The 21,188-nt window shown below is 70.8% G+C and carries 21 protein-coding genes and 1 riboswitch; of the genes, 7 read left to right on the forward strand and 14 right to left on the reverse strand.

The annotated features are described in order from the left end of the window. Positions 1-481, reverse strand: a 481-nt coding sequence (locus AB0J58_RS35220) for a hypothetical protein (protein WP_364224049.1), incomplete at its 3' end; no start/stop codon positions are given. Between the two features lie 213 nt (positions 482-694). On the opposite strand from AB0J58_RS35220, the gene AB0J58_RS35225 reads away from it, so the two are divergent. Together AB0J58_RS35225 and AB0J58_RS35230 are read left to right on the forward strand one after the other, a co-directional pair. Beyond that, complete coding sequence (locus AB0J58_RS35225) at positions 695-1,282, forward strand: TetR/AcrR family transcriptional regulator C-terminal domain-containing protein (protein WP_364224051.1); 588 nt, start codon at positions 695-697, stop codon at positions 1,280-1,282. Between the two features lie 404 nt (positions 1,283-1,686). Continuing rightward, complete coding sequence (locus AB0J58_RS35230; protein ID WP_030915037.1) at positions 1,687-1,878, forward strand: DUF5999 family protein; 192 nt, start codon at positions 1,687-1,689, stop codon at positions 1,876-1,878. A gap of 17 nt (positions 1,879-1,895) precedes the next feature. On the opposite strand, the gene AB0J58_RS35235 is transcribed toward AB0J58_RS35230, so the two are convergent. Then, the gene (locus tag AB0J58_RS35235) at positions 1,896-2,528 is read right to left on the reverse strand and encodes an alpha/beta family hydrolase (protein ID WP_364224087.1); all 633 of its coding nucleotides are present in this window, start codon (positions 2,526-2,528) and stop codon (positions 1,896-1,898) included. A gap of 104 nt (positions 2,529-2,632) precedes the next feature. On the opposite strand from AB0J58_RS35235, the gene AB0J58_RS35240 reads away from it, so the two are divergent. Continuing rightward, positions 2,633-2,953, forward strand: coding sequence for a hypothetical protein (locus AB0J58_RS35240; RefSeq protein ID WP_364224053.1), 321 nt, complete (start codon positions 2,633-2,635; stop codon positions 2,951-2,953). A gap of 126 nt (positions 2,954-3,079) precedes the next feature. On the opposite strand, the gene AB0J58_RS35245 is transcribed toward AB0J58_RS35240, so the two are convergent. The 9 genes from AB0J58_RS35245 to AB0J58_RS35285 all read right to left on the reverse strand — a co-directional run bounded on the left by AB0J58_RS35245 (position 3,080) and on the right by AB0J58_RS35285 (position 13,627). Next, a complete protein-coding gene (locus AB0J58_RS35245; RefSeq protein ID WP_343978359.1) occupies positions 3,080-3,862 on the reverse strand; it encodes a hypothetical protein in 783 nt (260 codons plus the stop codon). A 115-nt stretch (positions 3,863-3,977) separates the two neighbouring features. Then, the gene (gcvP, locus tag AB0J58_RS35250) at positions 3,978-6,833 is read right to left on the reverse strand and encodes an aminomethyl-transferring glycine dehydrogenase (protein WP_364224055.1); all 2,856 of its coding nucleotides are present in this window, start codon (positions 6,831-6,833) and stop codon (positions 3,978-3,980) included. 182 nt (positions 6,834-7,015) lie between these two features. Further along, positions 7,016-7,108, reverse strand: a riboswitch (glycine riboswitch). Between the two features lie 15 nt (positions 7,109-7,123). After that, positions 7,124-7,744, reverse strand: coding sequence for a MerR family transcriptional regulator (locus AB0J58_RS35255; protein WP_343978365.1), 621 nt, complete (start codon positions 7,742-7,744; stop codon positions 7,124-7,126). A gap of 144 nt (positions 7,745-7,888) precedes the next feature. Continuing rightward, positions 7,889-8,359 (reverse strand): bifunctional nuclease family protein, encoded by a 471-nt coding sequence (locus AB0J58_RS35260; RefSeq protein ID WP_326639501.1) that lies wholly within the window; start codon positions 8,357-8,359, stop codon positions 7,889-7,891. Positions 8,360-8,438: 79 nt separating this feature from the next. Further along, positions 8,439-9,116 carry a MerR family transcriptional regulator gene (locus AB0J58_RS35265; protein WP_030915022.1) on the reverse strand — a complete coding sequence of 226 codons (678 nt, stop codon included), beginning with the start codon at positions 9,114-9,116 and terminating at the stop codon, positions 8,439-8,441. After that, a complete protein-coding gene (locus AB0J58_RS35270; protein WP_343978377.1) occupies positions 9,116-9,628 on the reverse strand; it encodes an FHA domain-containing protein in 513 nt (170 codons plus the stop codon). The genes AB0J58_RS35265 and AB0J58_RS35270 overlap by 1 nt, the downstream gene beginning before the upstream one ends. A gap of 227 nt (positions 9,629-9,855) precedes the next feature. Continuing rightward, on the reverse strand, positions 9,856-12,357 hold the full coding sequence (locus AB0J58_RS35275; RefSeq protein WP_364224057.1) for a mannose-1-phosphate guanyltransferase: 2,502 nt from the start codon (positions 12,355-12,357) through the stop codon (positions 9,856-9,858). Positions 12,358-12,360: 3 nt separating this feature from the next. Continuing rightward, positions 12,361-12,957, reverse strand: a complete 597-nt coding sequence (locus tag AB0J58_RS35280; RefSeq protein ID WP_343978383.1) for a CDP-alcohol phosphatidyltransferase family protein — start codon at positions 12,955-12,957, stop codon at positions 12,361-12,363. Between the two features lie 250 nt (positions 12,958-13,207). Beyond that, on the reverse strand, positions 13,208-13,627 hold the full coding sequence (locus AB0J58_RS35285; protein WP_343978386.1) for a hypothetical protein: 420 nt from the start codon (positions 13,625-13,627) through the stop codon (positions 13,208-13,210). Positions 13,628-13,844: 217 nt separating this feature from the next. On the opposite strand from AB0J58_RS35285, the gene AB0J58_RS35290 reads away from it, so the two are divergent. Further along, entirely contained in the window at positions 13,845-14,453 is a 609-nt protein-coding gene (locus tag AB0J58_RS35290; protein ID WP_364224059.1) for an SAM-dependent methyltransferase, read from the forward strand. An 80-nt stretch (positions 14,454-14,533) separates the two neighbouring features. Continuing rightward, positions 14,534-15,715 carry an acyl-CoA dehydrogenase family protein gene (locus tag AB0J58_RS35295; protein ID WP_343978392.1) on the forward strand — a complete coding sequence of 394 codons (1,182 nt, stop codon included), beginning with the start codon at positions 14,534-14,536 and terminating at the stop codon, positions 15,713-15,715. Between the two features lie 50 nt (positions 15,716-15,765). Here AB0J58_RS35295 and AB0J58_RS35300 read toward each other — a convergent pair whose 3' ends face one another. Continuing rightward, complete coding sequence (locus AB0J58_RS35300) at positions 15,766-16,680, reverse strand: alpha/beta hydrolase (RefSeq protein WP_364224061.1); 915 nt, start codon at positions 16,678-16,680, stop codon at positions 15,766-15,768. A 408-nt stretch (positions 16,681-17,088) separates the two neighbouring features. Between AB0J58_RS35300 and AB0J58_RS35305 the strand changes: the two genes are divergently transcribed. Together AB0J58_RS35305 and AB0J58_RS35310 are read left to right on the forward strand one after the other, a co-directional pair. Further along, positions 17,089-18,204, forward strand: coding sequence for a globin domain-containing protein (locus AB0J58_RS35305; protein WP_364224063.1), 1,116 nt, complete (start codon positions 17,089-17,091; stop codon positions 18,202-18,204). 341 nt (positions 18,205-18,545) lie between these two features. After that, on the forward strand, positions 18,546-18,875 hold the full coding sequence (locus AB0J58_RS35310; RefSeq protein WP_364224065.1) for a molybdopterin synthase sulfur carrier subunit: 330 nt from the start codon (positions 18,546-18,548) through the stop codon (positions 18,873-18,875). A gap of 72 nt (positions 18,876-18,947) precedes the next feature. On the opposite strand, the gene thyX is transcribed toward AB0J58_RS35310, so the two are convergent. Together thyX and AB0J58_RS35320 are read right to left on the reverse strand one after the other, a co-directional pair. After that, positions 18,948-19,679, reverse strand: coding sequence for an FAD-dependent thymidylate synthase (gene thyX / locus AB0J58_RS35315; RefSeq protein ID WP_364155121.1), 732 nt, complete (start codon positions 19,677-19,679; stop codon positions 18,948-18,950). Positions 19,680-19,765: 86 nt separating this feature from the next. Then, positions 19,766-21,091, reverse strand: coding sequence for an amidohydrolase family protein (locus tag AB0J58_RS35320; protein ID WP_364224067.1), 1,326 nt, complete (start codon positions 21,089-21,091; stop codon positions 19,766-19,768). Between the last annotated feature and the right edge of the window lie 97 nt (positions 21,092-21,188).

The raw sequence follows: 21,188 nt of genomic DNA on the forward strand, positions 1-21,188 counted from the left end.
CGCCGCCGCGCCCGCCGCCGCGCCCCCCCGCCGCCGCGCCCCCCCCGGCGCCGTGCGGGGCGCCGGCCCCCGCCGGGACTGCGCGGGCGGCGGCGACCACCGGGCGCGGGACCCGGGGAATGCCGGTCAGCCGGTTCTGCTCGCGCAGGGTGCGCAGGCGGTTCACCTCGGCGGTCCACTCGGCACCCCGGGGGGTGGCCTTGCCCTTGCGACGGCGGATGCGGTCGTCGTACGACTTGATGCCGAACGTCGCACGCTGGTTGGCCTCGGCCGCACGCAGAGCCTCGGTCAGCGCCCTGTCGAAGGCCAGCCCGGCGGCTCGCAGTTCCTGCACGGAAGCCAGATCGGCCTGCGCCCGGCGCAGGTCGGCCTCGGCCGCGCGCGCCTTCTCCAGAAGCTCGGGGAAGCCCTTCCCGACCTCCTGGTCAGCGTGGTAGCGAACCTCCGCCTCCCGGCTCACGCTCGGTCGGAAAAACGCCATCTTCTGCCCTCTCTCACCGGTCGCCGGGTCGCCTCCGGCAGGTCACCGGTCGTAGCCTACGCCGTTCGTCCCCACCTCACGTACTCGGGATCGGCCGTGCCCGGAGCCGGCTCCCGGTATCGGGCGCGCGCGGAACGGCCGTGTGCGAAGCGGATCGATCTGTCCGGCGCGCCTTCCTTTACGCAGTAAGGTCACCGGTGACAGGATGCCCCCATGCCTGCCAAGCGACCACCCATCCCGCTCTCCAGGGAGCGCATCATCGACGCAGCCCTCCACATCGCCGACGGCCAGGGGCTCCGGCGCCTGACCATGCGACGGCTGGGCGACGCGCTCCAGGTGGAGGCGATGGCCATCTACCACCACCTGCCCCGCGGCAAGGACGCCCTCATGGACGCGCTGGCCGAGCATGTCACCACGGTCCACGTCGAGCCCGGCGAGAGCTGGCAGGAGAGCGCGAGGGCCTGGTGCCGGGCGAGCCGCGCCGCGCTCAGGGAGCATCCGGGGGTGCTGGCGCTGGCCCTGACCAAGCCCCCGAGGGGCCGGGCCGCGATCGCGATCAGGGAGCAGACCGACCAGCTGGCCGACGCGGGGCTGGCCGACGCGGCGGGAGCGGTGCGGGCGCTGAGGGCCTACGTCTTCGGCGCGGTGGCGGTGGAGGTGCAGCAGTCGGGCTGGGCCGAGCCCTCCGGCGACGAGAACGAGCCGTGGCGCCCCCCTTCGCAAGGAGGCGGCAGCCCCGGGGCGGACGCCGACTTCGAGTACGGGCTGGACGCGCTCCTGGCCGGCCTGGGCACGCGGTAGCCGGTAAGCGGCGAAGGCCCACATCGGCGCACGTCAGGAAGTTGTAATCGATCGTTTACCCGACTCGCGGCGTGTCGCCCTTGGCCGAATATCCTTATATGAGGCATGCTGTGTTATAGGTCACATCCCCCGATAAAGCCCTGACGGACTGGCCCTCTACCAGTTCGTAAACAGTCCTAACGGGCTATGTCGCCGAGGTGCGATCGATCGCACACTTGATCTGCTTGATGTGCGAGCCTCGCTCTATCAGGGCTCGCATGGCCATATGTCAACATTCAGATGCTCGTCCCCGTCATGCGTGGGAACGGAGACCCATCGGTGACGGTGCCCGCCGGATGCCCGATGCCCACCCCGTGCCCGGTGTGACCCGGGCGAGCCGACACGAGAGATCCGGAGGCACGCCGATGTGCCCGCACGAGCCGTCCTGTCCGCCCGCCGAGGCGCTGGACCGCGAAGCCGCCCGCACCATGGCGGCCCACCCCGAGCAGGGCTGGAGCCTGCTCTGCAACGGTGTGGTGCTGTTCGAAGACACCGGCGAGCTCCTCCCCGACGGCGCCGTCATCGAGCCACACCGGCCACTGGCCGGCGTCGCCTGACGGCACTCACACCGAACTCACACCGGGCCCGGCCGCATCCTCGCGTCGAGCCATTCGGCGACCACCTCGCCCACCCTGGCAGGATCCTTCCCGAGGTCATGGCCCTGTCCCGGCAGCACGACCAGGCGCGCGGCATCCGCCGCTTCGGGCACGCCGAACGGGTCCCGGTCGCCGTTCACCACCAGCACGTCCACACCCGCCGCGCGCAACTCCCCGGCGCGTGACCGCTCCGGCCTGCCCGGCGGGTGCAACGGAAAGGCCAGCGCGACGACCACGCGGGCCCCGACCCGGCGGGCCGTACGGCAGGCGACCCTGGCCCCGTTACTCCTCCCGCCCTGCGCGAGCGGCAGCCCCGGGTAGCGCTCGCGCAGGACGGCCACCAGCGTCTCCCACGCCTCGTCCTGTCTGGCCGCCGAACCCGGCGCCCGGGCACCGCGCATCCGGAACGGCTGGAGCACCCGCGCGACGGTCCCGCCGACCGCCGTCACGGCGTCCCGCACCGCCAGCAGGTCGGGGGCGTCCACTCCCCCGGCCGAGCCGTGGGTGAGCACCAGCAGGAAGCGCGGGGTGGCCACCTCGTCGATCTCCACCAGGGCCGGGCCGTGCGGGGTCGCGATCTCCAGAGACGGGACGGCACCCGGGCCGGACATGGGCTCTACGACGTACACGGATCTCGTCCTAACGACTGATGCCCGTCGGCCGGGCGCGGGAGAACAATCGAAGAGTGCAGGACTACCAAGATATCCGCCAGGACATGCGGGCCACTCTCGAGGCCCGCCGCGATCTCGGCCCGGAGTACGAGACCGCCCTCATCGAGTCGTTCGTGTCGCGCCTGGACGCGACCATCGCCCAACGGGTACACACCGAGATGCACCTGGCCGGGGTGCGCGGGGCGCTGCCACGCAAGGCCGGGAACCCCTCGGTCCCGATCGCGCTCGGCTCGATGGGCTTCGGCATCCCGCTGACCGCCATCGCGGCGGCCGAGGCGGGCAGCGCCGGACTGCTGCTGGCCTGGGGCGGCATCGTCGCGATCAACGTCGCCCACGCCCTGAGCCGCCGGCGGGAACGCGACTGACCGTTCCGGACCGCCCGCCGGACCGGCGTGCCGTCGGGCGCGTCCCGGTCACGCCGGACCCCGCCCCGGGGTCCGGACCCGGCCGTCCCAGGGGTCAGGCGCCATGGGATTCGGACGCCACGGGCTTCAGACGTCGCGGCCCCGGCGGAGGCGGACCTCACCGGCGAGGTCGGCGTCGGCACTGTCGAGGCCGTAGCGCCAGACGCGCTCGGCGTCCTCGCCGCGTCCTCTGAGCGGGAGCGTGCGGGCCAGGAGCTCGATGGCCAGCGCGCCGGTCTCGACATCGCCGCCCTCCTCGATCGCACCGGAGAACTCGGCGCACGCCAGCTCCAGGTGGGCGATGCCGAGCATCACCCGCAGCCTCGGCACCTCGGCCGCGTCCGGCACCGAGAGCGCCTCCAGCAGCACCTGGGCGGCCTCCCCCGGCTCGCCCTCCTCGATGAGCGCCTCCGCCAGCCGCTGAGCGGCACGAGGAGCGACCTCCGGGTCTCCGGTGGCCAACGCCTCACGCAGCGACCGTTCGGCCTCCTCCGCGCCCGTGGCGAGCCTGGCGAGGGCCATGTGCGCCGACGGGACGTAGGCGGGGTGGCCGACGCCCAGCGCGGCCTGCCAGGCGGCGCGGGCCTGGTCGGCCATTCCCTCCCGCTCGAAGCTCCCCGCGAGCAGGCAGGCGGCCTGGGCGGCGAACTCCGGGTGCCCTGTCGCCAGCGCGGTGCGCGCGGCCGCGCGGGAACCCGGCACGTCTCCGCGCTCCTGGAGCACCACGGCGAGACCCACCGCCGCCTGTGCCCGATCCGGCTCGTCGGGGTCGGCGGCCAGCTCCGCGAAGATCACGGCGGCGCCGTCGAGGTCGCCGGACTCGGCCAGTCTTCGCGCGGTGTCCAAGGGACGGGTGTCCACCTCAGGCATGCAGGGTCCTTCCCGGATACGGAGACGCCCCGAGCCTAACGACTCGGGGCGCCGTCCGTCCTCCCGCATTCCCTACGGATACGCGGTTCTCGCGAGATGCGGGCCGCGGCGAGGATCAGTCTTCGTACGCCTCCAGGGGCGGGCAGGAGCACACCAGGTTGCGGTCGCCGTAGGCCTGGTCGATGCGGCGGACCGGCGACCAGTACTTGCCCTCGCGCAGCGAGGGCAGCGGGTAGGCCGCCTCGGTGCGGGTGTAGGGGTGCCCCCACTCGTCGGCGACGAGGCTGCCGGCCGTGTGCGGGGCGTTGCGCAGCGGGTTGTCGACCCTGTCGTAGGCGCCGGAGGCGACCTTCTCGATCTCACCGCGAATCGCGATCATCGCCTCGCAGAACCGGTCGAGCTCGGCCAGGTCCTCGCTCTCGGTCGGCTCGATCATCAACGTGCCGGCCACCGGGAAGGACATGGTCGGCGCGTGGAAACCGTAGTCGACGAGGCGCTTGGCCACGTCGTCGACCGTCACGCCGGTCTCCTTGGTGATCTGGCGCAGATCGATGATGCACTCGTGGGCGACGAGGCCGCCGCGGCCGGTGTAGAGAACCGGGAAGTGGGGAGCGAGCCTGCGGGCCAGGTAGTTGGCCGACAGGATGGCCTGCTCGGTGGCCGCCTTCAGCCCGTCGGCGCCCATCATCCGGATGTAGGCCCAGGAGATGGGCAGGATGCCGGCGGAGCCGTACGGTGCGGCCGAGACCGGGCCGACCGCCGAGCCGCCGCGCAGCGGGTGGCCTGGCAGGTAGTCGGCCAAATGGGCGCGGACCGCGACCGGGCCGACACCGGGGCCGCCGCCGCCGTGCGGGATGCAGAAGGTCTTGTGCAGGTTGAGGTGGGAGACGTCCGCCCCGAACTCGCCCGGCCTGGCCAGGCCGACCAGCGCGTTGAGGTTGGCGCCGTCGACGTAGACCTGCCCGCCGGCCTCGTGGACCAGCTCGCAGACATCAACGATCGTCTCCTCGTACACGCCGTGCGTGGACGGGTAGGTCACCATGATCGCGGCAAGCCGGTCACGGTGCTTTTCGATCTTCGCGACGAGGTCGTCGAGGTCCACGTTGCCGTTGTCGTCGCAGGCGACCACGGCGACGCGCATGCCGGCCATCACGGCGCTGGCGGCGTTGGTACCGTGCGCGGACGAGGGGATCAGGCAAACGTCACGATCCGACTCGCCACGCGCCGTATGGTAGGCGCGGATCGCCAGAAGGCCGGCGAACTCGCCCTGGGAGCCGGCGTTCGGCTGGATCGACACCGCGTCATAACCGGTGACCTCGGCCAGCCAGCGCTCCAGCTCCCCGACCAGCTCGGCGTAGCCCGCCGCCTGGTCCTCCGGCGCGTACGGGTGCAGCCCGGCGAACTCCGGCCAGGTGATCGGCTCCATCTCGGTGGTCGCGTTGAGCTTCATGGTGCAGGAGCCCAGCGGGATCATCGACCGGTCCAGCGCGACGTCCTTGTCCTGGAGCCTGCGCAGGTAGCGCAGCATGGCCGTCTCGGAGCGGTGGCTGTGGAAGACCGGGTGGGTGAGGTAGTCGCCGACCCGCGCCAGCGCGCCGGGCAGCGCGTCGTGCGCGGCGGCGTCCAGGTCGGCCAGCACGGTGCCGCTGACCTCGAAGGCGGCCAGGACCTGCTCCAGATGGAGTACCTCGGTCCTCTCGTCGCAGGTGACGCCCACGTGGTCGGCGTCGACCAGGCGCAGGTTGACGCCGTTCTCCCGGGCCGCGGCGACGACTTCGGCGGCTCGCCCGGGCACCCGGGCGAGCACGGTGTCGAAGAAGGTGTCGTGGACCACCTCGACGCCGCCCTGGCGCAGCCCCTCGGCGAGCACGACGGCGTGCCGGTGGACGCGGCGGCCGATCCTGCGCAGGCCCTCGGGGCCGTGGTAGACGGCGTACATGCCGGCGATCACGGCGAGCAGCACCTGCGCGGTGCAGATGTTGCTGGTGGCCTTCTCCCGGCGGATGTGCTGCTCGCGGGTCTGGAGCGCGAGCCGGTAGGCGGGACGTCCCTCGACGTCCTGGGAGACGCCGACCAGGCGGCCGGGCAGCTGGCGCTGGAGGCCGTCACGGACCGCCATGTAGGCGGCGTGCGGACCGCCGAAGCCGAGGGGGACACCGAAGCGCTGCGAGGAGCCGATCGCGATGTCTGCGCCGAGCTCGCCCGGCGCGGCCAGGAGGGTGAGGGCGAGCAGGTCCGCGGCGGCGACCACCTGGGCACCGCGCGCGTGGGCGGCGTCGGCGACGGCTCGGAAGTCGCGGATCCTGCCGCTGGCGCCGGGGTACTGCACGAGCACGCCGAAGCAGTCGGGAAGCTCCCCGGTGAGGTCGCTCTCGACCAGCTCGATGCCGAGCGGCTCGGCACGGGTGCGCAACACCGCCTTGGTCTGCGGCAGCGCGTCAGCGTCGACCACGAACACCTTCGACGGGGTGCGGCCCGCGCGGCGGGCCAGGGTCATCGCCTCGGCCGCGGCGGTGGCCTCGTCCAGCAGGGAGGCCCCCGCGACGTCGAGGGCGGTCAGGTCGGAGACGACGGTCTGGAAGTTGATCAGGGCCTCCAGCCGGCCCTGGGAGATCTCCGGCTGGTAGGGCGTGTAGGCGGTGTACCAGCCCGGATTCTCCAAAAGGTTGCGGCGGATGACGCCCGGGGTGATCGTGTCGTGGTAGCCCAGGCCGATCATCGAGGTGAGCAGCGTGTTGCGCCCGGCGAGGACCCGTAGCTCGGCGAGGGTCTCGGACTCTCCTGCCGCCGGGGGCAGACCCAGCCGGGCGAAGGAGCGGATCGCCTCGGGCACGGCCACCGCGACCAGGTCGGCGACGGAGGCGAATCCGACCGCCTCCAGCATGCGGGTCTGGTCGGCGTCGTCGGGCCCGATGTGACGGGTCGCGAACGGCGGGGGAGCGAGTTCGCTGAGCGATGACAGATCGGTCATGAGAAGCCTCTCGGGCGGGGTGGAGACCGGTGCTGGGCGCGGGCGTATGCCGGCTCTCCCCCTCTGTCATCACGACTGTCATCACGACGTGGTCGCTACCTGAGAGCTTCACCTGCCCTTGCCGGGAGGCTTGCACCGTCGGTGAGACGCGCCTGGCGGGCGCGCCTGCTTTCCAGAGTTGCCTCGTCCGTGCGGTACAGGGTGCCTGAGAGATTCCGGGGAGGTTGCTCCTTCGGCGCCCCGATCGCGGTCGGGGTCTCTCCCGCACAGGGTCAGCGGCAAGTCCGAGTTTACCCGGTTCGTCGCGCTCGGCGGCGACGGGCCAACTCATCGGCCTGATGATCGCCTAAAGGGCCCCCGCCCGATTCCGCGCGTTCGCCGGGAAGATCCGCGAGGGAGCCCTCCACCTCCTGCCACACCCGTCCCAGCGCGATACCGAAGACTCCTTGGCCCCCCTGGAGCAGGTCGATGACCTCGTCGGGCGAGGTGCACTCGTAGACGCTCACCCCGTCGCTCATCAGAGTGATCTGGGCCAGGTCGTTGACGCCCCGCTCCCGCAGGTGCTGCACGGCGATGCGGATCTGCTGGAGGGAGACGCCGGTGTCGAGGAGGCGCTTGACAACCTTGAGGACCAGAATGTCACGGAAGCCGTACAACCGCTGGGAGCCGGAGCCGTGGGCGGCTCTCACGGTGGGCTCGACCAGGCCGGTCCGCGCCCAGTAGTCGAGTTGCCGGTAGGTGATTCCTGCCGCCGAACAGGCCGTCGGCCCCCTGTAGCCGATGTCGGCGGGCACTTTCACCGGTTCCCCGTCGAACAGCAGACCCTCTTCACCCGCGCGCTGACGTGCCGACTGGCGCCGTTCCGGGTCATCCTGGTCGGCGTTTCTACCCTCGCCGCTGCTGACCGCCACGCGGACCTCCGGCTTTCTCTCATCCCACGGCCTGATCTGGGGGTTTACGCACGACCGCAGGTTTCACTTGCACCGTAGGACTGGGGCCAAGTCCAGTCAACGACCCCACCCGGCGCGTCGTGAAGCGTAAATGCACCGAAATTCCTACCCCGCGCGACCGAAGTCCTCAGGCGTGATCGTGTCAAGGAACTCCCTGAACTTCTCCACCTCGTCCTCCTGGTCGTCAGGGATGATCACCCCTGCCTCCCGTACCACATCCTCACTCGCGAAGATACGTGCGCCGGTGCGAAGTGCCAAGGCGATCGAGTCGGAAGGACGCGCGCTCACCTCGACCCCGTTGGAGAACACGAGATCCGCGAAGAAGATGCCGTCGCGTAAAGCGACGATGTTGACAGTGCTCAACCTGACTCCGAGCCCCTCGAGCACGTCCCGGAACAGGTCATGGGTAAGTGGCCGGGGTGGTGGTTCCTCGGCCTGGGCCATGGCGATCGCCGTGGCTTCCGTCATGCCGATCCAGATAGGTAGGTAACGCTCCCCATGCGTCTCTTTCAGCAAGACGATCGGCTGGTTGGAGGGCATTTCAACTCGAACGCCCACGACCTCCATCTGCAACACGGGCTGCTCCGTCTTCGCTGGATTCCGACCGGTTTGTTCAACGTAACACTCGCGGGGGTACGAGTGCCTGGTCAGGCTCTCACCGGCCCAGTGCCCCACGGACTCCGGAACGCAGCAACGAGGCGTGCAATTCCAGCAGGAGACCGGAGATCTCCCTCGCCGTCTCGTCCGCCTGGTCGATCGCGCCGGGGCCGCGACGGCGCAGCAGCGGGGCGACGGCCTGTTCCACCAGTCCCGCCTCGCGCTCCGCGGCGGCCTTGACCGCCCGCAGGTGGCGGGCGCGCAGGCCGAAGGCGGCCAGGGCGCCCACACTGCGGGCCACGACCAGTGCCTCGGCGTCGTAGTAGCGGGCCACGGCGGCCAGCAGACCGTAGTCCTCCAGCTCCGTGAGGGTCTCCTCGTCGAGCTCGGCGGCGGCGAGGAACTCCTCGCGGGTGAGGCGGACCTCGGGGGGCGCGTCGTCGGGGACGGCCCGCGGCCGGGCCGCCGGGCGCTCCTCGCGGTCGGCCGCCTCCAGATGATCCTTGATCACGCGCAGCGGCAGGTAGCGATCACGCTGCTCGCTGAGGATGTAGCGGAGCCGCTCGACGTCGGCGTAGGTGAACTTGCGATAACCGGAGGGACTGCGCTCCGGCTCGATCAGCCCCTCGCCCTCCAGGAAGCGAATCTTGGAGATGCTGACATCGGGGAACTCGCCCTGCAGGAGAGCGAGCACCTCCCCGATGCTCATGTGCGCACGAGCGGCCTGCGAGCTCATCATCCTCCAGCGGCGCCGCGGGTGAGGAAGACGAGGCGGAACTTGCCGATCTGCACCTCGTCCCCGCCGTACAGCGGGACCTCCTCGATGCGCTCACGATTGACGTACGTGCCGTTCAGGCTACCGACGTCGCGGACCGTGAAGACACCGCCGCCGCGCCGGTAGAACTCCACGTGACGGCGCGAGACCGTGATGTCGTCGAGGAAGATGTCGCTCTCGGGGTGGCGGCCCACCGTGGTGAGGTCGCTGTCGAGCAGGAACCGGCTGCCGGCGTTGGGGCCGCGCATCGCGACCAGCAACGCGGTGCCGGCGGGCAACTGCTCGACGGCCTGCCGCTCGGCGAGAAGCGTCTCACCGGTCTCCGCCTCATAGGCCTCGATCCCGGAGAGGGAGATCGTCGACGTGCTGTCTCCGGGTGTGTCAGACCTGGTAAGCGGCGACCCGCATCGTGAACAGAAACGGGCATCCTCAGGATTGGCATGACCGCACTGCGTGCAGTAGACGCTCGGCATCGATCGGCTCGGCCTCCTACCGCGAAGACGCGGCAACTGTGCTCAGTGATGCGCGCCTCGCTTCTTCGCTTCTCAAGGGTTTTCTCAGACTGCGAATGCCGCAACATACAGTGATGAGGCGCGAAGGTCAAGGTTGACGCTGAACCGCGGGTACGGTCGGTGACAAAGTTACAGGGGACACTGCCCCTGGTCCATGGCGCCGCGCGGTATTTGTCGCGCGGGCCGCCTCAACCCCCGGCGGCCTCCTCCACCACCCGCGCCCAGCGCTCGATCAGGGTCTGGGCGGAGTCGACGTCGAACCCCTCGGCCCACAGGTGGGTCACCGCCTCGGTCGGGTCGGGCAGCACCAGGGTCCAGCTGCCGTCCTCCGAGACGACCCGCACCCCGTCGGTGGTGTCGATGCGGTGGTGCTCGGCGGCCTCGATGACCGAGCGCATCACCGCCCCCTTGGCCGCCCACGGAGTCGGCACGGTACGGCGCAGCAGTTTGGCCTCGGGTATCCTGGCGTCGATCTGGCTGAGCGAGAGCCGGGTCCTGGCCACCAGCCCGAGCAGGCGCAGGAACACCGCCAGACCGTCCACCGTGGGGCCGAACTCGGGCACGATGAAACCGCCGCGCCCGTCGGCCGCGAAGATCATCTCCGGACCCCTGGCGGCGGCGGTGAGCGCGTCGATCGCGGTGGACGTCCACTCCGCCTGGACCCCGTGGAACCTGCAGACCTGCTCTGCCACCCGGGTGGTGGTGACCGGCAGTGCCACCCTGCCGCCGCGGCGCTCGGCCGCGACCAGGTCGAGCACCACCAGCAGGGCGCGCTCCTCACTGATCAGCTGGCCCATCTCGTCCACCAGCGCGACCCGCTCCCCCACCGGGTCGAAACGTACCCCGAAGGCCGCCCTGGAGGAGCTGACGAGCTCCGACAGGCGCTGCAGGTCGCGACGGCGCTCGGCGAGGGTCTCGGTGGGCGAGGCGTCGTCCAGCCGGTTGTTGACGGTCAGCACGTCCACCCCGACCCGGCCGAGCAGACTGGGCAGCACCAGCGAGGAGGTGCCCCCCGCGCAGTCGACCACGACCTTCATGTCGGCGTCGCGGACCCCGCTGATGTCGACCAGGCGGAGCAGCTCGTGCGTGTAGTCCTCCACCGCCCTGGCGGGGAAGCTCAGCTCGGCGATCTCACCGGGGAAGGCGCGGCGGAACTCCTGCCGGGAGAAGACCCGGTCCAGCTTGCGCTGCGCCGGCGGCGACAGGTCCGCGCCGTGCTCGTCCATGAAGACGATGTCGACGCTCTGCGGGTCGCCGGGGGTGGTGCGCAGCGCGATGCCGCCCACCGCGTTCTCCCTGGCGGTGTGGAAGCGCGCCACGGGGAGCGGGGACGCCTCCAGGTCGAGCACGTTGATCGCGCTGGCGTTGAGGGCGCTGATCACGGCCCGCTTCAGCGCCCGCGCGGCGCGGGAGGAGTCGCGGGAGGTGATGACCGAGGCGCCCTTCTTCAGGGTGGTGGCGTAGGCGCTGGCGAGCCGCACGCACAGCTCGGGGGTGATCTCCACGTTGACCAGCCCGGAGACCCCCCGGGGGCCGAACAGGTTGCGCTGGGCGCGCGGCTCCCAGATGACGCTGTTGTTGATCACCGCCCCGGCCTCGATGGTCTTGAACGGGTAGATCTTGACGCCGGAGGAGATGTACGCCTCGGCCTCGATGATGCACTCGTCGCCGATGACGGCGCCCTCCTCGACCCTGACCGCGGTCATCAGGTCGGTGTTCTTGCCGATCACGCAGCCGCGCAGGTGGGCGCTGGGCCCGATGTAGACGTTGTCGTGGACGACCGCGCGGTGCAGGAAGGCCCCCTCCCTGACCACCGCGTTGCTGCCCAGCACGGTGTACTCACGCAGCTCGGCCCCCGCCTCGACCTTGGCGTAGTCGCCGACGTAGAGCGGGCCCTTGAGGATGGCGTCGGTGTCGACCGAGGCCCCCTCGGCCACCCAGACGCCCGGCGAGACCTCGAAGGCGTCGATGTCGACCCTGACCCGGCCCGACAGGACGTCGGCCTGGGCCTTGAGGTAGCTCTCGTGGGTGCCGACGTCCTCCCAGTAGCCGTCGGCCACGTAGCCGTACAGCGGGGCTCCGCGCTCCAGCAGCCGGGGGAACACGTCTCCCGACCAGTCGACGGACTCCCCCACCGCGATCTCGTCGAGGACCTCGGGCTCCATCACGTAGATGCCGGTGTTGACGGTGTCGGAGAAGACCTGGCCCCAGGTGGGCTTCTCCAGGAAGCGCTCCACCCGCCCGTGGTCGTCGACGATGACGATGCCGAACTCCAGCGGGTTGGGAACGCGCTTGAGCCCGATCGTGACCATCGCGCCGTTCTCGCGATGGAAGCGGATCATGTCCGTCAGGTCGATGTCCGTCAGCGCGTCGCCGGAGATGACCAGGAAGCGGTCGTCGCGCAGCCGGTCCGCGGCGTTCTTGACGCTGCCCGCGGTGCCGAGCGGCGTGTCCTCGGTGGCGTAGTGCAGGCTCATGCCGAGCTCGTCGCCGTCGCCGAAGTAGTTGCGGACCAGGGCCGCCAGGAACTGCACGGTGACCACCGTCTCGGTGAAACCGTGCCGTTTCAGGAGGCGCAGCACGTGCTCCATGATCGGCCGATTGATCACGGGCAGGAGGGGCTTGGGCTGGTTCGCGGTCATCGGCCGGAGCCGTGTCCCCTCCCCGCCCGCCATGACGACGGCCTTCACAGATCACCTCTTAAGGCGTTTGGCCTCGCTTGTCAGCTGACGCACCTGTACCCAATACAGCACTCCGGACCACCAGTACAGTCCTGTGCCCCAGATGGCCAGGGACCAGCCGACGATCCGGGCGGGATCGGCGTACCAGGCGTCGTGGTGGGCGAGGAAGAGCAGGGGGAAGGCGTAGAGGAGGTTGGCGGTGGCGGCCTTGCCGAGGAAGTGCACGGGCAGCGCCGGGCCGTAGCCGAGGCGGCGCAGGATGAGCGGGATGCCCAGCAGCATCACGTCGCGCAGCGGGACGGCCAGTGCCAGCCACCAGGGGATGATCTCGCGCATGGCGAGGCCGAACAGGGTGGCCAGGATGTAGAGCCGGTCGGCCAGCGGGTCTAGCAGGCGGCCGAGCCGGCTGGTCTGGTTCCAGGCGCGGGCGATCTTGCCGTCGAGCCAGTCGGAGAACCCCGCCAGCATCAGCAGCGCGACGGCCCAGCCGTCGGCCTTCGGGCCCAGCACCAGCCAGAGGAAGACCGGCACCCCCAGGAGCCTGGCCAGGCTCAACGCGTTGGGAACCGTCCAGATTCGATCTTCGGCTCCCGATGCTTCCGGATTCACCGGTCTGTCTCCCTCCCCCGTGCCTGATGCGACCCTACCCGTGCGGGGCTCACACGGGCCGTACGGCCATCCGGCGAGGGGGCGGGCGCGGACGCCGGGCGCGCGACCAGGGGGCGCCCGGGGGCGCGACAGAGCCCGGGGCGGCGGCCGGAGACGAGGTGGGAGGAGTGCGGGGAACCACGCCGCCGCGGCCGCGCGGCGGCGTGGTTCCGATCGGCGGCGTCATCCGATCCGGGAGACGCCGCCCGGATCAGGAGCGGCGCGCGGCGGCGCCCGGGGACCAGGCCCAGACGAGCACCGCGACGGTCATCCCGAACAGGGCCAGCCCGCTGGGGACGTGGGTGCCGAGCGCCTCCCAGCTGAAGTGCTGTGCCATGCCGACCAGGAAGAGGCCGACGCTGGCCAGCGCGGGCCAGCCGGCACCGCGCCCGGGGCGCCAGACCATGACGGCCACGACGATCTGCAGCAGTGCGATCAGGTGCACCACCATCCCGGCCAGCACATGGGTCTCGGCCAGCGCCTCCCCGCCGTGCACCGCCTGGCCGGCGAACGAGGCGGCGGCGATGAGGCCGGCCGCCTGGGCGACGACCAGGATGCGCAGGCCGTACAGCAGGCCCGCGGGGACCGGGCGATTCCCCGCCGGCCTCAGTGGGGAGATGACCTCCTGCATGTGACGTGTCCTTAACCTTGGACGACTGGTTCGGAACACATCGTGGCCGCGGGGCGTCCGCCGGTCGTCACCCTGGGGGCTGACCTCGCTGTCCACCTCTTGGCGGATTCTCCGTCCGGTGCGCGTTCACCGGCCGGGGGCGCCGCCTCGCACGCGACCGAAAATCGTACCGAAATGACGCGCGCGACGCCCCGGCGCACCCTTTACGCTTCACAGCATGACCAATGACACCACGCTCTTTCTTGGGCAGTGGATTCGCTCGCCGGGCACCGTCGGAGCGGTGGCGCCGAGCTCGCGGCGGCTCGCCGAGGCGGTGGCCTCGCCGGTCCCTCACCGGGGGGATCCGGTGATCGTCGAACTCGGCCCGGGCACCGGTGTGTTCACCGCGGAGATCCAGCGCAGGCTGGGGGGCCGGGGACACCACATGGCCGTCGAGATCAACCCCAGGCTGGCCGATTTCCTCGCCGCCAGGAACCCCGGGGTGGACGTCGTGACCGATGACGCGGCGCGGCTGCCCCAGCTGTTGCGGGAACGCGGTCTCTCCAGGGCCGACGTGGTCGTGAGCGGGCTCCCCTGGGCCTCGTTCTCCGAGGAGACACAGGGCCGCCTGCTGGACGCGGTCATCGCGATCATGGGTCCGCACACGGCCTTCACCACCTTCGCCTACAGCTTCGCCAAGCACCTTCCTCCCGCACGGCGTTTCAGGAAGCGCCTGATCGACACCTTCGAGGAGGTCGTCGCGGGCCGCACGGTGTGGGGCAACGTACCGCCCGCCTTCGTCTACCACACGCGCAGGCCGCGCCTGGATGCCGTCCAGCAGAACTGATCCCCGCGTCCCGGTGGCCCTGGAGGCTTACCGAACTTCGTTCTACGATTGCGCGCGCAACTAGAATGGAGTTGGTCACCGTGGACTTCACACTTCCGGAGAGCGCCCTCGCCGTCCAACGCGGCGTCGGCGACATCTGCGCGCGCTACGACCTGGACTACTGGCAGCGGTGCGAGAGCGAGAAACGCTGGCCGGAGGAGGTCTGGCAGGATCTGGCCAAGGGCGGCTGGCTCGGCCTGGCCGTACCCGAGGAGTACGGGGGCGGCGGTCAGGGCCTGCTGGAGCTGGCCGTGGCCACCGAGACCCTGTCGGCCTCCGGCTCGGCCGGCGGCTCGGCGTTCACCTACGTGCTCACCCCCGGGTTCGGCGCCATGACCCTGGCCAGGCACGGCAGCCCCTGGCAGCGCGACGAACTGCTGCCCGGGCTGGCCACCGGCGAGCTGGAGACCTGCTTCGCGCTGACCGAGCCCGACGCCGGGTCCAACGCCCTGGGCATCTCCACCTCCGCCCGTCGCGACGGGGCGGAGTTCGTCGTCAACGGCCAGAAGATCTGGATCACCGGCGTGCAGCGCGCCACCTGGATGCTCCTGGTCACCCGGACCATCCCGGCCGCCGAGGCCAAGCCCCGCACCAACGGCCTGACCGTCCTGCTGGTGAACGTCCCCGAGGCCGTCGCGGCCGGCCGGCTCTCCTTCCAGCCCATCCCGAAGATGGGCGCCAACACCACCCCGTCCAACATGGTCTTCATAGACGACCTGCGGGTCCCGGAGAGGAACGTGGTCGGTGAGGTCGACCAGGGCGCGCTGGTGCTGTGGGACATCCTCAACCCCGAGCGCGTCCTGCTGGCCGCCTCCGCGCTCGGCGGCGCCGAGGTGGCGCTGCGGGTGGCCGTGCAGTACGCCAAGGAGCGCGAGGTGTTCGGCCGCCCGATCGGCGCCAACCAGGCCATCGCCTTCCCTCTCGCCCAGGTCAAGGCCAAGATCGAGCTGGCCAGGCTGATGCTGTACAAGGCCGCCTGGCTGTTCGACAGGCAGTTGCCCTGCGGCACCGAGGCCAACATCGCCAAGCTGACCGCCTCCCAGGCGGCCTGGGAGGCGGCCGACCACGCGTTCCAGACGCACGGTGGCATGGCCTACTCGCTGGAGTACCCGGTGGCCCGCCTGCTGGCCGACGCCCGCATCGGCAAGGTCGCCCCCGTCACCGAGGAACTCCTGCTCAACTATCTGGCCACCCAGGTGCTCGGACTTCCCAGGAGCTTCTGACCTGATCGCCGGGTGCGCCCGCCCGGCCGGAGCCGGACAGGGCGCACCCCCTACTTGAAAGCCTCCGCGAGACGGGCCGCGGCGTACTCGCGCGCCTCGGTCGCCTGGTCGAAGAAGCCCGGCAGGCCGAAGAAGCCGTGGATCGCCCCCTCGTACCTCCTGACCTCGACCGGCACCCCGGCCGCGGCCAGCTGGGCGGCATACTCCTCACCCTCGTCACAGAGCGGGTCGCACTCGGCGGTGATCACCGTCGCCGGGGCCAGACCGGCCTTGTCGGCCAGCCGGACGGGAGCCAGCCGGGGGTCGACCGGATCGCCGCCGTACTGCGCGACGAACCAGGCCATCTCGTCGGCGCCGAGCCCGAAGCCGCTGGCGTAGGCGCGGTAGCTCCCGGTGTCCATGGCCACGTCGGCTATCGGGTAGACGAGCAGCTGGTGGGCCAGCCCGAACCCGGCGTCCCTGGCCTGCCAGGCGGCCACGGCGGCCAGGTTGCCCCCGGCGCTGTCGCCGCAGACCGCGATGCGCTCGGGATCGGCCCCGTAGACGCCGGGGCGGCCGAAGACGTCCCGGACGACGCTCCAGGCGTCGTCGGCCGCGGCGGGGAAGGGGTGGTCGGGGGCGAGCCGGTAGTCGACCGAGATCACCACCGCCCCGTTGCGCACCGCGAGGTCACGGCCGAGGGCGTCGTTGCGGTCGACGCTGCCGAAGACCCAGCCTCCGCCGTGAAAGTAGACGATCGCCGGGAGGGGGCGGCCGTCCTCCTCCGGCCGGTAGACGCGGACCGGCACGCCCGCGACGACGTCATCCCTGACCAGCGGGAGCGGGATGATCGGACCACGTTGCTCGGCGAAGGCGTCGAGGGCCCGCATCGCGACGATCGTCTCGGCGGTGAGTGTGGAGAGCGGGACACCGAGGTCTGTCTGGAAAGTCTTCAGGTAGGCCTCGGCCTGCGGGTGCAACGGCATGATCGGCACCTTACCCGCCGGGTCCGGTCGACCGCGGGAGGCGTCGAGACGTCGGTGTCGCCCCGCCGGGAGTCCCGGCCGCCACAACGCCCCCGGCCACCCGGAACCCCGGAATGACGGAAAGTCTCTCGAACAGCGAGCCCACCGCTCAAAACGAACGTGATTATTATTCGCCTATTTTCCTCGAACCGGATTGTCCGGTCACCCAAAATAACTCTCTAATTACAGATAGTTAGATTTCCCACCATATTGCTGAGAAATGGTTGTGACGCCTACCCGGTGATGGAAGACTCGAATTTCGAGTGACCAGGTGAGCCGGGGCTGCCGGTCGCTCGTCACCCGGAGCCGTCAGGGAGGTGGATCTGCGTGATCGGACTTTGAGCCGATCAATTAGGGTGGGTTCGTTAAATGTCTTTGAATCCGCGTCTCGTCAAGGAAAGCTTCGCCATCGTCGAACCGGTCGCGGACAAGGCCGCGGCATACTTCTACGGACGCCTGTTCGCCGAGAACCCGCACCTGCGGACGATGTTCCCACCGGCGATGGACGTACAGCGCGACCGCCTGTTCGGCGCGCTGACCAGAATCGTCTGGAGCCTGGACAGCCCCGACGGTCTGGCCTCGTTTCTGGGTCAGCTAGGCCGCGACCACCGGAAGTACGGCGTGCTCGCCGAGCACTACACCGCGATCGGCAACGCGCTCCTGGCCACGGTCAGGCGCTTCGCCGCCGAGATCTGGACCCCCGAGATAGAGGCGGCATGGACCGCCGCCTACACCGCCGCCGCCAATCTCATGATCGAATCGGCCGAGTCCGACGCGGGGGTGTCGCCCGCCTGGTGGCTGGCCGAGGTGATCGACCACGAACTCCGCACCCCGGACATCGCGGTGATCACCTTACGGCTCGACCAGGACCTGCCCTACCTGCCCGGCCAGTACGTCAGCGTGCAGACCGCGCGCTGGCCACGTGTCTGGCGTACCTTCTCCATCGCGAACGCGCCCCGGGACGACAACACGATCCGCCTGCACGTCCGCGCGGTCTCCGGCGGCTGGGTCTCCACCACGTTGGTCCAGCGCACCCGGATCGGAGACAACCTGATGCTGGGGCCCCCGATCGGCACCATGGTTCCCACCGACTCCGGACGCGACCTCCTGTGCGTGGCCGGCGGCACCGGCCTGGCACCGATCAAGGCCATCCTGGAGCATGTGATCGGCTCCGGGCGCCGCCCCAACATCCACCTGCTCCACGGCGCCCGCACCGCCGGGGAACTCTACGACCTGACCGACCTGTTCCGGATGGCGTCGGCCTTCCCGTGGCTGCGGGTGCTCCCCGTGGTCTCCGGACAACCCGGGTACGACGGCATGCGGGGCCAGGTGGCCGAGGTGATGGAGCGGTTCCACTCCTGGTCCGAACACGAGGCCTACGTCTGCGGCCCGACCGCCATGGTCAACGAGACGGTCCACCGGCTCCAGCGGGGCGGGATGCCCTTGGCCCACATCCACCGGGACATCGCGCAGGGCGAGCCTTGACCGACAATCAGGATTAATCCCCCAAAGTGATCACGCAAATTCCATAGAGTCCGGCGGGACACGGTATGGCATGGCAGCATGAGGCCCAATCCGAAAGGAGATGGTCATGCACGACTGCCCCCCTCACAGCCCGTGCCCCCCTCTCGACCGCCGCCCCCGTTCCCCGCACGTCTCCACAGCCGTCCATCCGCGCGAATCCGCCCCCGGTCCCCTCCACCGGCGGCGGGCCCTCCAAGATCAGGGCCATGCCCGCCTCCGGCATGCGGCCATCCCCGGCCGCGGCACCCGTCCCTCGGACGCACCGGCCCCGCCCGCCCCGCGCCACACGGCGCTCTGAACCGATGGCCAGACCCGTCACGCTGGTGACCTTCATGCTTCCCGCCCCCCTGCGGCACTGGGCCGGCGAGAACACCGAGGTCCGCGTCTTCGCCATCGCCGATCACGAGGGCGGCGATCCCACGCTGGGTTCCGCCCTCGACACGCTCCGCCGTACGCACCCGTCCCTGGAGCAACGGCTCCGCGACGACTACGGGAGCATCCGCCGCCACATCAGCATGTTCGTCTGCGGCGAGAACGCCCGGCATCTCGGCGGCCTCGACTGCGCACTGCCCCCGGGGGCCGAGATTCTCGTCCTGCCCACCCTCTCGCGCCGCCAGGAGACCACGAGCTGACCCGCCCGCGCCCCGGGCCACGTCCATGCGGGACCTCAGGCCGCGTGCCGAAGACCCCGCGGGCGACAGCACCTAGGGGGCGACCCTGCCGCCGGCCACGAAGGCCTCGTGCGTGAGGGGCATCAGCGTCGCCCAGGCGGCCTCCATCTTCTCCGCCACCATCTCGATCTCACGCTGCGGGAACGAGGGCACCTTGGCCTGCTCGTTCTTGGTACGCAGGGAGAGGAAGTGCATGAGCGAACGGGCGTTGCAGGTGGCGTACATCGAGGAGAACAGCCCGACGGGCAGCACCGCCCTGGCCACCTCGCGGGCGATGCCGGCCTCCAGCATCTCCCGGTAGGCGGCGTAGGACTGCCGGTAGGACGCCTCCATCGCCTCGGTGACGAGCTTGTGCTGCTCGGCGCTGCCCTCGGCGAAGACGTACTTACCCGGCCGGCCTTCCTGAACCAGCTTCCGCTCCACCCCCGGAACATAGAAATTGGGCTGAAGCTCGCGGTAACGCCCACTTTCCTCGTTATATGACCATCCGACCCTGTGGCGGTGAAATTCGCGGAAGACGAAGATCGGCGCGCTGACCAGGAAGGTCATCGAGTTGTGCTCGAAAGGGCTGCCATGCCGGTCGCGCATCAGAAAGTTGATCAGTCCCCTGGACCGCGCGGGGTCCTTGCCGACCTCCTCCAGGGACTGTTCCCCCGCGGTCGAGACCCGCGCCGCCCAGAGCACGTCGGAGTCGGAGGCGCTGTGCTTGACCAACTCCACGGTCACGTCGTCAAGAAAACGTGCCTCTGCCTCATCGCCCGTCACCTGGATCCCCCTCGTCGCCTCGTCGGTCGCGCATATCGTAGCCGTAACGGCGTGGGCTCCTCCGCCGCCCCGAAGACGGGCGCCGCTCACAACCGGTAGATCCGGCGGGCGTTGCCCGAGCCGATCATCTGGGCCACCCGGACGGCGTCCGAGACGCTCCACTCGCCGTCGGACAGTCGCGCGGCGAGCGCTCCGGCCAGCCCTCGCCGGTAGTGCAGGGCGCCAAGGTGACAGGTCTCCGCCACGCCGTGGCCGCCGGAGCCGAACAACTGCTTGTGGAACGGCGCCAGTTCGAGCAGTTCCGCCATGACCGCGGCCGAGCCCGTGGCGCTGCGGGTGGGCGCCGCGCCCACGTCGACGTAGACATGCGGGAGCACACCGGCGAGGTAGGCCGCCCGGCGGTGGAACGGGTGACAGTGCAGCAGGACGACGGGCACGCCCATCGGCTGCACGGCCGCGATGAAGCCGGTCATCGGTGCCGGACCCGTGCCGTACCGGCCGGGGACCGCACGGCCTTCGACGACGTCGGGAGTCCCGAAGGCACCGACGTCCACGCGGCCGCCGCGACCGGCATGGGCTCCCTGGCGCGCGCCGCCGTAGTGGGGGTGGCCGGTGTGGAACTGCAGCGGCCGCCCGTACTCCCTGGCCACGTCGACGGCCGTCCAGAGCAGGTGGCGCAGGAGCACCTGGTCGACGAGCCGCTCGCCCGGGCAGGCCAGCCGCCGGGTGGCCGCCGCGATCACCGCTCCCCGGCTCGGCCTGGCCGGGTCGAGATGGAGCCCGGACCTGTGGGCCGTGACCGACTTCAGCGCGACGGCGCGGACGGCCCGCGCGGCGAGGATCTGGGCGAGGGCCGAGATGTAGGAGACCCCCGAGACCGCGGTCCTGGCCACCTCCTCCTCGGCCCGCTCGATGTGGACGACCCGCGCGGTGCCGGCGCCGCCCGCGTGGCCCATCTCGGCCGGCGGCAGCACCTCGGGCCCGCCGAGGTCACCATCGGGATCACCGCCGGGATCACTGTCGGGATCACTGTCGGGATCACCGTTCGGGCCGTCGAAGCGGTCGAATCCGTCGAACAGGAAGGTGGCTATCCCCGCGGCGCCCAGCAGTCGCCGGTTCACCTCGGTGGCGCCCAACTCCGCCCGGCGGGCCAGGTACACGGCCGGCGGCACGTGCGGGGCGAGACCGAGGACGGGTGCGCACCAGCGACGGACCGCGGTGCCGACGGGGGTGTCGAAGTGGGTGGTGCCCGGGGGTGCCGGAGTTCCCGCGTCGCTGAGCAGCGTCTCGAACCGGGCCCTGGTCAGGTCGTCACGGCGCACGCCGTGGCAGTTCTGGTCGACCAGCGGCGCCAGCAGCGCCTCCCGTACGGCGTCGGGCAGCTCGACGGGCAGCACACCGTCCGACCTCATGCCCGCTCCTCCCCCGGTCGCGGGGGCGGCGGCCGGATCCGGCCGCCACCCCTGCGGTCCCTGCGACGGGGAGAACTCGGTGACTTCTCCGCTCCCC

The sequence above is a fragment of the Streptosporangium sp. NPDC049644 genome (assembly GCF_040675205.1).
GTDB classification, from domain to species: Bacteria; Actinomycetota; Actinomycetes; order Streptosporangiales; family Streptosporangiaceae; genus Streptosporangium; species Streptosporangium fukuiense.